Here is a 12,995-nt window from a genome sequence, read left to right as displayed (position 1 = left end):
GCTCCTTGCCGTATTATTTACCGAGTAGGTTCTTGATAAAGAAATTCAATTGGAATTCTAGGGTTAATGGATCATTGAAATAGAATTCTTTGGCATTGGCTTCGTATACATGATTATTTTTAGCTGCTGGCGTATTTTTGTAAGTATCTGTTTTTTGGAAGCTGTTATCGGCATCCGGGTTTTTACTAAAAATGACATAGTCGCCCATGTATTGAGGAAGCACTTCCGCAGACAAGGCATAGTAGCCTTCTTTCAAAGCCATTTCTTTCACCTTTTGCGGCATAGCCAGCTTCATTTCTTGATAAAGAATTTCCGTGCCACGGCCCCAATTGTCGCCGAAGACATAGAGCTGCTTGTCAAAGCTTTCGATAACCGAGATGGTTTTGTCAGCACCGATTTTGGCTTTAATTTCCGTACCTGCTTGCCCTGCACGTTTCTTGAAGTCGTCTACCCAAGCCGCAGCTTCTTTTTCTTTATTCAAAAGCTTGCCGATTTCCAATTGTTGTTTTAAATAGTCCACTTTTCCGTATGTATACGTAACCGTTGGAGCGATTTGTTTTAATTTATCGGCGTTTTTGACATTGGAAAGACCGATGATCAGATCCGGCTTCAATTCAATGATTTTTTCCAAATTTTCATCGGAAACCTCTTGCACATCTTTTAATGTTTTCTCGAAGTTTGGATTTATTTTGGACCAGGAATCTACACCAACCAGATTTACTTTAAGCGCCATTACATTCCCCGCAAAGGAAGAAAGAACGATAACACGCTGTGGGTTGGCTGGAACTTGAATGGGACCATTTTCGGATTGATAAGTGATTGTCCCTGATGGGCTGTCCGCTTTCGTATCCGCTTTGGCATTGGCTGCTGCTTTCGGTGAAGTCGTTTCTTTAGGTGTAGTGGAAGAACAAGCGCTAAGAGCCAGCACCAAGCATAGCAGGAACGGGAGCAGTAGCTTTTTCATGGGTGGAATCTCCTTTTAATAAATTGTAGGTTACGCACATCGGTTTGTTGGTTCGAGGATCTCGCCCAATCTCAGCGTCAATCTGAAAAACTTCTTTAAGCACTTCATGCTGCATCACTTCTTCACAATTGCCGGCTTTGACGATTTCACCATCTTTGAGCGCAATCAAATAGTCCGCGAAGCGGGCGGCTTGATTCAAATCATGAAGCACCATGACAATCGTGCGGCCTTGTTCTCTATTGAGCCTTTGGAGCAGCTCGAGAACCTCTAGTTGATGAGCTAGATCCAAGTAGGTGGTAGGCTCATCAAGGAAGATGATGTCAGTTTCTTGAGCAAGCGCCATTGCGATCCAAACACGCTGCCGTTGGCCGCCGGACAATAAATCAACAGGACGGTATTTAAAATCTGTCGTGCCTGTCACTTCTAGGGCCCATTCGATGACGTCATAGTCTTTTTTCGTTAAACGGCCTAAGCCGGATTGATACGGAAAACGGCCATAGGAGACAAGCTCACCTACGGTTAATCCACTTGCGCTTTCTGGAGCTTGAGGAAGAATAGCCATTTTCTTGGCTAGTGCTTTCGTATTTTCTTTGGAAATCAGCGCTCCATCTAAAACAATCGACCCCGATTGATGTGAAATAATGCGCGTAGTTGCTTTGAGAAGCGTGGATTTACCGCAGCCGTTAGCCCCAATAATCGTCGTTATTTGCTGGTCGGGAATAGCTACGCTTAGATTTTTGACAATCAGGCGTTCTCCATAACCAATGTTGAGATCATTTATATATAGGCGAGCCAAGTTAACACCTCCACGTTATATCTTGATACTGATAATCATTATCATATCACAAACACTTTAAGGCAAGCGTAGAGGAGTTGTCAACAGGTTTCTGTTGTAAAATGAAAAAAATAACCGTATATTTAAATGATAATGATAATCAATTTCACTATAATGATAAGGAGTGAACAGAAATGAATGAATCAGCATTATTCGATGTGACGGTTATTGGAGGAGGTCCGGCCGGACTTTATTCCAGTTTTTATAGCGGATTACGAGAAATGAAAACGAAGATTATTGAGTATCAAGATCAATTGGGTGGCAAAGTCCATGTTTATCCGGAGAAAATGATCTGGGATGTCGGTGGTCATACACCAATTCCAGGCGCGAAGCTGATTGAGAAGCTGGTCGAGCAAGGTCTCACGTTCCAGCCTGAGGTTGTTCTTAATGAGAAGGTCGAGTCGATCAGACGGAATGAAGAAGGCATTTTCGAATTGCTGGGATCGTCAGGGCAGAAGCACTATTCCAAAACCGTGATTGTTGCCGTGGGCGGAGGAATTTTGAACCCTAAGAAGCTGGAAATCGAAGGCGCAGAGCGCTACGAGGTTTCGAATTTAAACTATACGGTGAAGTCCTTGGAGCATTTTAAAGGTAAAACAGTCATTATTTCAGGTGGAGGAAATTCGGCGATTGATTGGGCTAACGAACTGGAGCCTGTTGCATCGAAGGTTTATTTAACGTATCGCAAAGACGGATTGGCTGGTCATGAGGCGCAGGCTAGGCAGCTGATGGAGAGCTCGGTTGAGTGCTTCTTTAACTCGTCTATTAGCAAGCTGATCGCGGGTGCCAATCATGAAGCGATTGAACGTGTGGAGCTGGTAAACACGGATACGGGAGAAACTTCCTATGTAACGGTGGATGAAGTGATCATTAATCACGGCTATGAACGAGACACTACCTTGCTGGAGAACAGTGAAGTGGACATTGCTATCAAAGATGATTATTACATCGCAGGAAATGTATTCAGCGAATCCTCGATTCCGGGCATTTATGCGGCTGGCGATATTCTGAACTACGAAGGCAAAGTACATTTAATCGCCGGAGCTTTCCAAGATGCTGCCAATGCCGTCAATAAAGCCAAACAATATATACAGCCTGATGCCAAAGGTTATGGCATGGTTTCATCGCATAATGACGTCTTCAAGCAGCGCAACCGCGAACTCGTGAAGCAAATGATGTCCTAGCTTTCCCAGGAAATGAACGGAGGGACGGACAAGGAGGTTCCTCTTGTCTACTCTTTTACAAAACGTGACACGATCCCGTGTATTTCCTGAAAAAGACGTATATCTCACACCCCTTGCTTCGACAGATATTACAAGCTAGGTGTTGTACGATTTGGTTACATCGTCTGGGAGGTGCCGTCAGTGGTAGATCATAGAACCAAGATAGGGGCAGTCTTTTTTATTGACCGTGAAATTGAACGGGTTTTGAAGGATTTGGAAAGCGGGACCATCAACAAGGACCAAGGAATAGGGAGCTTGAATACCTTGTTCAACATCTCCTCCGGCATTGAGGACACGAAGCATATGCAACTGATTTGCAGAATCATTACCTACTTGCGAAGTACCAACTTATATGTTCAGCTGAAGAAAATGTATCTGAACCGCTACTTTCATGAGTCGGATTCGCCGATTGAGGAAACCAGCGAGCGGGTACGAATCCCTTCCTTTGAGAAAATAATTCGTTAGTGTGAGTATCCAAAAAGGATCTTCCTGCAGCCATCTATCGGCAGAGGAGGATCCTTTTTATATGTTTAATTCGCCGATGCAAGGCTATCTTGTCGTTTCTTCCAGTCCTCGTGCTCCTCATAGATTCTATGCCACAGCTCATCGCGCTCAATGCTGCTGTAATGGACGAGATGTTCGCCGAATACATCCGCAAGCACCTCAAGCCACTGTGACTTGGTTGGAAGCTCGATCTTCTCCACCTGCTGAAGCTCACGCTTCACCCATACGCAGCCCCGAAGCTCATTGCTTCCGGTCGCATGTCGTTGTCGAAGGAGGAAGATACGTCTCCATGGGGATTCCGGCGATAGGGAGTAATGCGCATGTTGAGGCTTAAATAGGCCGATATCGTCAACCACTTCAGGAGCGTAATCTACGCCTGTATAGGGGCCGAGGACATCGTGTTCCAGCCGCCAGCCGCGTGAAGCAACGGGAGATTCTACTAGCTTATATAGGAAAGACGATTGCTCATAGCTTCCGTGCCTTAGAGGAATCGGCTCATAAGGCATATCGCCAAGCCCGGCATCAATGATCCAGCGATCTTCTTCCTCTTGATCCGCCGCGAGGTTCACGGTCAAGCCGAGGTGGAAGGAGTTGATTCTTGGTTCTTCGCCAAGAGGCTGCACACCAGCGCGGTGCATGGAGACGCGGTATCCCAAAGAACGAAGCAAGGTGAGGAAAGCACCATTCAGGTGAAAGCAGTAACCGCTGCGCCCACTAAGCATCAACTGGATGGAATCCTTGAAGTCGATGCCCATAGGCTTTCCTGCGAAGGTATCCAGAGTCTGCCAAGGAATCTTCTCGACATGAGCTCTATGCAGCTCGAACAAGTAAGCTTTGGTCGGAAGTTCGATATCTTTCACGCCTAGTCGGTTTAAATAACTTTGAATTTCGGATTTGGTTAACATGGTCTGCATTCACCTCTTTCGATCATGTGAATATTGTTTGATCTATAGGTAAACTTTATAATAAAACTGACCGCTTATAAATGGTCAGTTTTTGATTTTCTTAGAAGACAGATAGGAGGGAGTTTATGTTCGAAATATGGCTGTCCGAGCAAAGCCATGATCCCCTATATCTCCAGCTGTATACGCAAATTCGCCAGCAAATTCGAAGCGGAGCCATTGCGAACGGCGCGCGCATGCCCTCTGTCCGAACGCTGCAAATGCAGCTGCACATCAGTAAAACGCCCATCGAAACAGCGTATCAAATGTTGTCGTCAGAGGGATACGTTGTCAGCAAACCGCGTTCCGGCTTGTATGCGATCAATGCGTTTAAGCCTGAGCATGCCCTGGTGCAAGCTCCTATAACCCACAACATCGATGCAGCCTTGCGGCCATCGAGCCAACGAATGTCATCTGCGCCGCATGTCATTGACTTCAACCCTACCAGCTTGGATGTTCAAACCTTTCCTTTCCGCATCTGGAGAAAGATGTTGAATGAAGCGCTGGAAAACTCTGCAGAGCTCCTGTGCCAGTACGGCGACCCGCAAGGCGAGTACGCCTTCCGGGCCGTAATCGCTGATTATATCAGACAAGCACGAGGGGTGGTCTGCTCGCCGGAACAGATCATTATCGGTTCGGGGATCTCTTACAGCATGAGTATTCTGACCAAATTGCTTGCGGAGTATCCGCATATAGCGATGGAGGAACCGGGATTCCCCAAAGTTCGGGATCACTTCGGTATAAGTCGATTCGCGATCACCCCGATTTCCATCGGAAATAAGGGGCTTTCGATAGATGAGCTTGAGAAGAGCTCTGCCCAACTGGTCTATGTGACGCCTTCCCATCAGTTTCCTACGGGCAGCGTAATTCCATACGCCGAACGAGCACAATTGCTTAACTGGGCAAGTGAAAGGAAAGCTTATATCATAGAAGACGATTATGACGGTGAGTTCCGTTATTTCAGCAAGCCTATTCCTTCGCTGCAAAGCTTGGATCATCAGGGCAGAGTTATTTACATCGGAACGTTTTCCAAAGCTTTTACGCCAGCCTTGCGAATGAACTACATGGTGCTGCCGATGACATTAATTCGCAAGATGGAAAGCCTGCAAGCGCTCCTGTCCAGTCCCTCGCGTATCGAGCAGTGGGCGATGCAGTCTTTTATCGAGCAGGGACATTGGTTTCGTCATATTCGGCGAATGCGCAATACGTACCGGAAGAAGCATAGCACATTGATGGAAAAGATAAGCGCCCATTTTGCCGATCAGGTAGAAATTACAGGACACAGCGCAGGGCTTCATATTCAAATTAGTGTCAAAACACAGCTTAAGGCTGAGCAATTAGTTCAAATGGCTGCAGACCATGGGGTTCGCATCTACGATATGCGCGGCGCATGGATGGATCAGAATGCTGATGCAGCGGGCGATCCCAAGGTTTACTTAGGATTTGGCGGGATTAGTGAAGCGGAGATGGAAAGCGGCTTGCTGCGGTTAAAAAAGGCTTGGTCGTTTCTATAATAAGATGATTGCATCAGCGGACCATTGGCATGTTGCGAGCCCGGCAGAGGTGTCTCCGCCAACGGGCATCAAGCTTCCTGTTATTGTGAAACTATTATCGGCAAGCGATTTTTGAAGTTGGCCTTGATAGAACGGCTGATTCCCGCCAGTGCTTGGGTTCCCTTTTACAAATTGCAGAAATACGATCTTGCCGGAATGTTTATCATACCAGCCGCGAAGCGGATTTCCGAATACCGTTCCGGTTACAAGACCGCTGCGAGCGACATTCGTAATCAGAATACCTTTTGTCTGATGGGCAAGGATACGCCACGAGGCTGTTGTGAAAGGCATGTGTGCAGAAATGAAGCGGCGCTTATTTAAATAGGTCACTTTTTTGTTGAAATACACGGGTGTTTTTTGTGTTTGGGATGCCATGTGTACTCACTTCCTTTTTCTTTATCCTATGTGATAAACGTGCGGATCGTTTGGATTGATAGATTAGTAGATGAGCGTATTTTTGACAATCTTGCTGGTAAAATGAGAAGGAGTTAGGGAAGCAGGAGTTGGCAGCGAACTGCCCTTGTTTTCGCGACTGATTTTTGGCACAATAATAAACAGATGGTATGCTTCGGCTGCTTAGTAGACTAGGACTGAACGTGGAAGTCTTGAAAAGAGGAAAACCAATGAATAAACAATCCATCTATGGATTAACGTTTGATCAGCTGGCCGCATCGCTGGCCGAACATGGACATAAAAAATCCCGCGCACTGCAAGTATGGGACGGCTTATATCGGAAGCGGGTCACGGATTTCGCGGCAATGACAGAGGTGAAGCAGGACTGCCTAAATACGTTGGAGGCCCACTTCGTCACCGAAACCTTGACCGAACATTTGAAACAAGAATCAGCAGATGGCACGATTAAATTTCTTTTTAAGCTGCATGATGGCAATTTGATCGAGACCGTGTTGATGCGGCACAAATATGGATTGTCCGTGTGTGTGACGACGCAGGTCGGCTGCAATATCGGCTGCAGCTTCTGCGCAAGCGGGTTATTGGCCAAAAGCCGTGATTTGACCAGCGCCGAAATCGTGGAACAAATTATGAAGGTTCAGTTTCATTTGGACAAAAAAGGCGAAAACGAACACGTCAGTCACATCGTCGTCATGGGCATCGGTGAACCTTTCGACAATTTCAAAAACATGGTGGATTTCATCCGCGTCGTAAAGGATCAAAAAGGACTCGATATCGCGGCGCGTCATATTACGGTCTCAACCAGCGGTCTTGCTGACAAAATTATCGAATTTGCCGACTCGGATTTGAAGGTAAATTTAGCGATTTCCTTGCATGCTCCAACGAACGAGCTTCGTACACGAATCATGAAAATCAACAAAGCGATTCCGATCGAGAAGCTGATGAAGGCGATCGAGTATTATTTGGACAAAACGAACCGGAGAATTACGCTCGAATATATTCTGCTGAAGGATGTCAACGACGGGAAAGAGCACGCGCTTCAGCTCGCCGAGCTCATTCAGCACATCCGGCAGCTGGCGAATGTGAATTTAATTCCTTACAATCCGGTGGATGAACACAGTCAATATCAACGCAGTGAGCGGGAATCTGTGCGGGCTTTCTATGACACGTTGAAAAAGCAAGGCATCAGCTGCAGCGTTCGCCTTGAACACGGAACAGACATTGATGCCGCTTGTGGACAACTGCGAAGCAAGCAGATTAAACAATCCTCAGGGGATAACCTTGGGCAGGGCCAAGTAGTGGTTGGTTGATTGTGGATTAAGGGATTTTGGCAAGACGAGATAGGGGACCCATCAGCGCGCTGATTGGGTTCTTTTTTCAATGAGACAGGAGGTGTTTGGTTGTGTTATATCAGCCCGTGGAGGCTTCTTTTTTCAGGAAGCCCACACTTGAATTAGCCAGAGCGCTGCTCGGCATGCTGCTCGTGAAGGAAACCCCCACTGGCATCGCATCTGGTTGGATCGTTGAAACGGAAGCTTACATCGGGCCAGGGGACCGGGCAGCGCACAGTTTCGGTCATCGCAGAACGCCGCGAACGGAAGTGATGTTCGGTCCTCCTGGATACGCGTACACGTATGCGATGCACACGCATTGCCTCGTGAATGTCGTAAGCGGGGAGGCTGGCTGCCCCGAAGCGGTGCTGATAAGGGCTGTCGAGCCCAGTGTGGGCGTGGAAAGCATGTTGGAGCGCCGAGGCAAGGACAAGAAGCTGAAGGAGCTTACCAACGGCCCAGGCAAGCTGACTAAGGCGATGGGCATTACGATGGCGGATTACGGAACGCTGCTCTGCGAGCAGCCGCTGTACATCGCCGAAGGAAGGGCTGCCGGAACGATTGCTGCCGGACCGAGAATCGGCATCGAGAATAGCGGAGAAGCCAAGGCGTATCCTTGGCGGTTCTGGGTGGAGGGCAACCCGTTCGTGTCGAGATAAGGGATGAAGCTTATGCAGTTGCGGGATGGATTAGAATCCGCTATTGGCTGGTGGAACAGCGGAAAGCCCGGAAACGCGGAGAGCAGGAGAGCCGGAGAGCAGGAGAGCAGGAGAGCAGGATAGCAGGAGAAGCTGGAGAAGCAGGAGAAGCAGGAGAGCAGGAGAAGCAGGAGAAGCAGGAGAGCAGGAGAAGCAGGAGAAGCAGGAGAGCAGGAGAAGCAGGAGAAGCAGGAGAAGCAGGAGAGCAGGGAGCAGGAGAGCAGGAGAGCAGGAGAGCAGAAGAGCAGGAGAGCAGGAGAGCAGGAGAAGCAGGAGAAGCAGGAGAGCAGGAGAGCAGGAGAAGCAGGAGAAGCAGGAGAGCAGGGAGCAGGAGAGCAGGATACCCGGAGAGCCGAAAAGCCGGAAACGCGGAAAAGCGGATACCCGGAGAGCCGGAACCCCGGAACACCGTCTCTCCAGCGTCTCAAAGGGAACTACGTTCCCCTATTTGTGCCAAAATCGCCTCTTTTGCACCTCAGAGGGAACTACGATCCGCTATTTCATCAGTTTCACCGAGGAAAGCGCAGATTTGGGAGATATAAGACCCTGTAGTTCCGCTAGGCAAGCGGAATGCCCCAATTTGGCTCAAATAGCGGACTGTAGTTCCCTCTGCAATGAGCAGCAGCTGGTAAATGGAACTCTAAACCCGCTTATTGATGGAAAGCACTAACAGTTACTTTGCGGGGCACCGGTACACGGACGAAACAGGTACATTCACACATTGGAGACTATCATCCTCGGCCTGTAGCTGGGAGTTGCTTTCTCTAAACTGCAATTATACATCTTTTTCGCTCATAAAATAGCCGCAACGATTAAATTCCTGCGTATGTGCAGGTTTTTGAGGCTTTTTCGGGATGAGCGGCCGAAAAAGATAAAAATGCCTGCGCAATTGCAGGCATTTCCACTTTTTAACCGAATTCGCCCAGGAATTCCTGTATTTTTGCAGGCTTTTACACTCGGGGGAACTGAACTGAGCTGATCTGAACTGATCAGGAAGCCTGATCAGGAAGCCCCTTCATCCCACATGAAAAGTAATCAACCCCAACATCTATCGACGCTTACTTACTAAATTCGGCATATGGGCAGCTTCTTCTTTCCTTATTTGCAGATGTGTGACTTCATAGCAGGGGCTGCTACGTAAATCCTAATAGGATTGGCGGTTGCGCATAACCATCATCAACCCGCCTGCGATTATGAGCACGATGGCAATGATGGACTGGTTGTGGAACAGAGTGCCGAAAATGGAGCCGATGGAGAAAATGGCGAAGAATAACAACGACATGACAGCTAGAATGTTAATCGGAATGAGCAGCCATCTATTGCGGCCGCCGAACCAATACAATTCGAAGAGTCCGATGGCGACGGCGAGCATGAATCCAGGCCACATGAGATGCCAGATGTCGAACAACGTAGAGATTTGGCAAACGATACCCGCCGTTAGCACGATCCCGCCAGGGACCAAGAGCCCTACGCCTCTGCGCTGAAGGATGAAGAAATACATCCAATGAAAGAATATGCCGACGGGAATGACGAATAGGGTTGGCCAGAAATACTCGAAGATCGTTCCGGTAGAGAAAGAAACGTCCCCTTTTAGAAACATAAAAATCCCCAATAGAATCAAGATAGGGCCTAGAAAGGCGCTGCGACTCAAATTCAACATATTCAACTCCTAATCATATTTTCGCGTAATCCACTACCCTAAGGATAGCATGATGCCTTGCACCTGTCTTCCTACTCAAGGGAGAAAGGATATCGGTCGGAAGACTGATTTTTTACAAGGGACCACTCAACAATCACCTAAGCCGATTAAATAAGAAAAGCCTCCAAGACCAATCGTGTCTTAGAGGCTTTTCGCTATTTTAGAAGAACTTCACGAGCTGATCCTTGATCTCGTCATTCGTGCCGCCAACTACCGTTTGGAATTGGGGCTTATCGAACAATGCCTGAATCTGCGCAGGGTACGTTTGTTTAATGTTGCGTAAACGGATGGACTCATCGAATTTCGCCGGATGTGCCGTCGATAACGCGACTGTCACTTCGCCGTCTGCCACAATTTTGTCGGCAGCGGCGACGCCGCAAGCCGTATGCGGATCGAGCAGATACGCATATTTCTCATAGTAGTCGCTGATCGTATCCAGACACTCTTCGTTCTTCACGCCATAGGCGGCAAAATCAGACTGCACAACTTGCAGCTTGTCGGCAGGGATAACGACGCGGCCCTCGGCTTTGAACTGCTCCATGATCGCAGTGACAGCTTCAGCATCTTCGCCGTAGAGATAGAACAAGTAGCGCTCGAAATTGCTGGCCACTTGAATATCCATGGATGGGCTGTAGGTGCCGCGGAATGCGCCCGGTTGGTAGACGCCTTCTTGGACGAAGCGCTCAAGAATGTTGTTTTCATTCGTAGCAAGAATGAGCTTATGAATTGGAAGACCCATCTTCTGGGCCAGATAACCGGCAAAAATATCACCGAAATTCCCTGTTGGCACGCTGAAGTTGACCTTCTCGGCTTGATTGTTTTTCGCTAATTGGAAGTAGGCGTAGAAGTAGTACACCGTTTGGGCCAAAATGCGCGCGATATTAATCGAGTTAATGGCACGCAGGTGATAGCGATGCTTGAACTCTACATCGGCAAAAAGCTCTTTGATGATGCGCTGGCAGTCATCGAAAGTGCCTTCAACGGATAGATTCAGCACATTGGCATCGTCAACCGTTGTCATTTGCAATTCCTGAACTTGGCTTACCTTCTGGTGCGGATGAAGGATACAGATGCGAATGCCTTCTTTGCCGCGCACGCCTTCAATGGCCGAAGCGCCGGTATCGCCGGAGGTTGCCCCCAGGATGTGGATGATGGAGTTCGTTTTGCGGGATACATACGCATAGAGGTTGCCTAAGAATTGCAAAGCAATATCTTTGAAAGCGAATGTAGGGCCGTGGAACAATTCGAGCACATACGTACCGTCGTTCAGACGCTTCACAGGCGTTACCGCTTCGTCGCGGAACGTCGCGTAGCTATCGTCAACAAGCTGCTTCAGTTCATCGCGCGGGATTTCGTTGTTCACGTACAAGGAGAAGATTTCTAGCGCAAGCTCCGAGTAGGAGAGGTTTTGCCACTTTTGCAAGGTCTCCTTGGAGAGCTGCGGGATATTCTTAGGTACAAGCAAACCGCCGTCGTTCGCCAATCCCATCAGGATAGCGTCGATAAAGCCGAGGGGTTCTACTTTTCCACGTGTGCTAATGTATTCCATATGAGTCCCCTTATTCGAATGAATTTTCAGTTATTGTATCAAAAATCAGTCCATTTGGACAGTGCGATACGCCAACATGCACGAAGAAAAACAAAGAAACCTCCCAGCAGAAGCGTGGAAGGTTTCTCTCCTCTAAGACCTATTCTTCTTTAGCGGCTACAATGACTTTCCACGCGTTGCCGATTGGAGGCAGGCTTTTTGTCAAGGCAGGGCCGTAAAAACCGATAACATTAGCGCCCTTCACGAGTGCAGCTTTGTCCACTTTATCCCCGTTTTTATCAACGATGGCGGTGTCGCTGCTCAATTGAAGAACCACTTCACCTGGTGCAGTTTCCGTTAATCCTGTGCCTTTAACCCGAATACTGGTGTTGCCTTTATCATCTGTACGCACTTCTTCAACCGTGCCTGAGGTTCCAATTGTCCCTGCGTGTTTAGCTGTATCCAGAACGGTCAGCTTGGAAGCAGGCGTTTGCGGAGGCAAGCTAAGGGTTGCGAACATCGCATGCTCGGCCGACACGGTTAAACCGATATGAAGATCGGAAAGACTAAGCTTAGTGCCATCCAGCATTTGATATTCGGTCTCCTTGCTTACATTAAGCACGATGCCCTCGGTGTTGATGCCTTGGATTTGAATGGCTGCATTATCCCCAGTGGTACGAATCGAAGTAATGACGCCAGTCGCTTGCACTTTCTTCTGATCATCTTTCATGGCGACGGATACTTTAGTCCCTTCTGTTGTCACTGAACCATGCAGCACTTTGCTGACAAAGGAAGCTGGGACATATAGTTTGTTATCCACCAGCTCTGGCGCCGAACCTAGCGTTGTGAGCATTTTATTAATCGTATAGCGATCTTCGCCCGTTTTAACGGTTGTAAAGACATTGCCTTTATTCAAATCAACGGACATCGTATCTTGGTTCCAAGTCAGAGTGAAGCCCAAGCCTTCTGTCACCGCGCGAAGAGGGAGCATAGGCTCATTTGCGGCAGTTTTCAAGTAGCCATGTTCAGATATAGCTCCACCATTCACTTGGACAGAGACCGAGGAGGGTGCTGTGGCATTGACGGGCATAATAGAAGTGGTTTGTGCGGTTTCATTCGTTGCTGCATAAGCAGCTCCTGTTGTCATCATAGCGGATAAGGAGAGAACGGCTAGCGTCTTTTTCATGGTAGTTTTCATAGTTGTAATTCCTTCCTGTATGTAAGTTTTGTGTTTGCTTGTCTATCTTCTTTAACGGGAGAGGCTTGAAGAATGTTGCAGTTTTTCATAAAAGGGAATCCTTGGTGAAG

The 12,995-nt window shown here is 47.9% G+C and carries 13 protein-coding genes; 6 read left to right on the top strand and 7 right to left on the bottom strand.

The window, feature by feature from the left end:
• Nucleotides 1-13 precede the first annotated feature (13 nt).
• Together BC351_RS23685 and BC351_RS23680 are read right to left on the bottom strand one after the other, a co-directional pair.
• The gene (locus tag BC351_RS23685; RefSeq protein WP_079415559.1) at nucleotides 14-964 is read right to left on the bottom strand and encodes an iron-hydroxamate ABC transporter substrate-binding protein; all 951 of its coding nucleotides are present in this window, start codon (nucleotides 962-964) and stop codon (nucleotides 14-16) included.
• A complete protein-coding gene (locus tag BC351_RS23680) occupies nucleotides 915-1,760 on the bottom strand; it encodes an ABC transporter ATP-binding protein (RefSeq protein WP_079415557.1) in 846 nt (281 codons plus the stop codon). The genes BC351_RS23685 and BC351_RS23680 overlap by 50 nt, the downstream gene beginning before the upstream one ends.
• A gap of 173 nt (nucleotides 1,761-1,933) precedes the next feature.
• Here BC351_RS23680 and BC351_RS23675 point away from each other — a divergent pair, with 173 nt between their 5' ends.
• Nucleotides 1,934-2,983, top strand: a complete 1,050-nt coding sequence (locus tag BC351_RS23675; protein ID WP_079415555.1) for an NAD(P)/FAD-dependent oxidoreductase — start codon at nucleotides 1,934-1,936, stop codon at nucleotides 2,981-2,983.
• Between the two features lie 180 nt (nucleotides 2,984-3,163).
• Nucleotides 3,164-3,487: a hypothetical protein gene (locus BC351_RS23670; RefSeq protein ID WP_079415553.1), complete on the top strand. Its 324-nt coding sequence runs from the start codon at nucleotides 3,164-3,166 to the stop codon at nucleotides 3,485-3,487.
• Nucleotides 3,488-3,552: 65 nt separating this feature from the next.
• Here BC351_RS23670 and BC351_RS23665 read toward each other — a convergent pair whose 3' ends face one another.
• Nucleotides 3,553-4,440: an arylamine N-acetyltransferase family protein gene (locus BC351_RS23665; protein ID WP_079415551.1), complete on the bottom strand. Its 888-nt coding sequence runs from the start codon at nucleotides 4,438-4,440 to the stop codon at nucleotides 3,553-3,555.
• Nucleotides 4,441-4,556: 116 nt separating this feature from the next.
• On the opposite strand from BC351_RS23665, the gene pdxR reads away from it, so the two are divergent.
• On the top strand, nucleotides 4,557-5,981 hold the full coding sequence (pdxR, locus tag BC351_RS23660) for a MocR-like pyridoxine biosynthesis transcription factor PdxR (protein WP_079415549.1): 1,425 nt from the start codon (nucleotides 4,557-4,559) through the stop codon (nucleotides 5,979-5,981).
• Here the strand turns inward: pdxR and BC351_RS23655 are convergent.
• On the bottom strand, nucleotides 5,976-6,395 hold the full coding sequence (locus BC351_RS23655; RefSeq protein WP_079415548.1) for a hypothetical protein: 420 nt from the start codon (nucleotides 6,393-6,395) through the stop codon (nucleotides 5,976-5,978). The two genes, pdxR and BC351_RS23655, sit on opposite strands and share 6 nt — an antisense overlap.
• A 248-nt stretch (nucleotides 6,396-6,643) precedes the next feature.
• Here BC351_RS23655 and rlmN point away from each other — a divergent pair, with 248 nt between their 5' ends.
• The 3 genes from rlmN to BC351_RS42400 all read left to right on the top strand — a co-directional run bounded on the left by rlmN (nucleotide 6,644) and on the right by BC351_RS42400 (nucleotide 9,002).
• The gene (gene rlmN, locus BC351_RS23650; RefSeq protein WP_079415546.1) at nucleotides 6,644-7,741 is read left to right on the top strand and encodes a dual-specificity RNA methyltransferase RlmN; all 1,098 of its coding nucleotides are present in this window, start codon (nucleotides 6,644-6,646) and stop codon (nucleotides 7,739-7,741) included.
• 92 nt (nucleotides 7,742-7,833) lie between these two features.
• Nucleotides 7,834-8,421, top strand: coding sequence for a DNA-3-methyladenine glycosylase (locus BC351_RS23645; protein ID WP_079415544.1), 588 nt, complete (start codon nucleotides 7,834-7,836; stop codon nucleotides 8,419-8,421).
• The gene (locus tag BC351_RS42400) at nucleotides 8,379-9,002 is read left to right on the top strand and encodes a hypothetical protein (RefSeq protein ID WP_079415542.1); all 624 of its coding nucleotides are present in this window, start codon (nucleotides 8,379-8,381) and stop codon (nucleotides 9,000-9,002) included. Before BC351_RS23645 ends, BC351_RS42400 begins: the two co-directional genes overlap by 43 nt.
• A gap of 602 nt (nucleotides 9,003-9,604) precedes the next feature.
• Here the strand turns inward: BC351_RS42400 and BC351_RS23635 are convergent.
• From BC351_RS23635 to BC351_RS23625, 3 genes are all read right to left on the bottom strand, one after another.
• The gene (locus tag BC351_RS23635; protein ID WP_079415905.1) at nucleotides 9,605-10,111 is read right to left on the bottom strand and encodes a hypothetical protein; all 507 of its coding nucleotides are present in this window, start codon (nucleotides 10,109-10,111) and stop codon (nucleotides 9,605-9,607) included.
• Between the two features lie 208 nt (nucleotides 10,112-10,319).
• The gene (thrC, locus tag BC351_RS23630; RefSeq protein ID WP_079415541.1) at nucleotides 10,320-11,708 is read right to left on the bottom strand and encodes a threonine synthase; all 1,389 of its coding nucleotides are present in this window, start codon (nucleotides 11,706-11,708) and stop codon (nucleotides 10,320-10,322) included.
• A 139-nt stretch (nucleotides 11,709-11,847) separates the two neighbouring features.
• The gene (locus BC351_RS23625) at nucleotides 11,848-12,885 is read right to left on the bottom strand and encodes a copper amine oxidase N-terminal domain-containing protein (RefSeq protein ID WP_079415539.1); all 1,038 of its coding nucleotides are present in this window, start codon (nucleotides 12,883-12,885) and stop codon (nucleotides 11,848-11,850) included.
• Nucleotides 12,886-12,995: the final 110 nt, after the last annotated feature.

Origin of the sequence: Paenibacillus ferrarius, from assembly GCF_002027705.1 — a bacterium.
GTDB classification, from domain to species: domain Bacteria; phylum Bacillota; class Bacilli; order Paenibacillales; family NBRC-103111; genus Paenibacillus_E; species Paenibacillus_E ferrarius.
Note: the sequence above shows the minus strand (reverse complement) of the source record. Positions and strands in the feature narration are given on the sequence as shown.

Excerpts from the sequence above, each read along its gene's own strand:
- BC351_RS23685 (WP_079415559.1), bottom strand. The coding sequence starts at position 964 with ATGAAAAAGCTACTGCTCCCGTTCCTGCTATGCTTGGTGCTGGCTCTT.
- BC351_RS23675 (WP_079415555.1), top strand. The coding sequence starts at position 1,934 with ATGAATGAATCAGCATTATTCGATGTGACGGTTATTGGAGGAGGTCCG.
- BC351_RS23665 (WP_079415551.1), bottom strand. The coding sequence starts at position 4,440 with ATGCAGACCATGTTAACCAAATCCGAAATTCAAAGTTATTTAAACCGA.
- pdxR (WP_079415549.1), top strand. The coding sequence starts at position 4,557 with ATGTTCGAAATATGGCTGTCCGAGCAAAGCCATGATCCCCTATATCTC.
- BC351_RS23655 (WP_079415548.1), bottom strand. The coding sequence starts at position 6,395 with ATGGCATCCCAAACACAAAAAACACCCGTGTATTTCAACAAAAAAGTG.
- rlmN (WP_079415546.1), top strand. The coding sequence starts at position 6,644 with ATGAATAAACAATCCATCTATGGATTAACGTTTGATCAGCTGGCCGCA.
- thrC (WP_079415541.1), bottom strand. The coding sequence starts at position 11,708 with ATGGAATACATTAGCACACGTGGAAAAGTAGAACCCCTCGGCTTTATC.
- BC351_RS23625 (WP_079415539.1), bottom strand. The coding sequence starts at position 12,885 with ATGAAAACTACCATGAAAAAGACGCTAGCCGTTCTCTCCTTATCCGCT.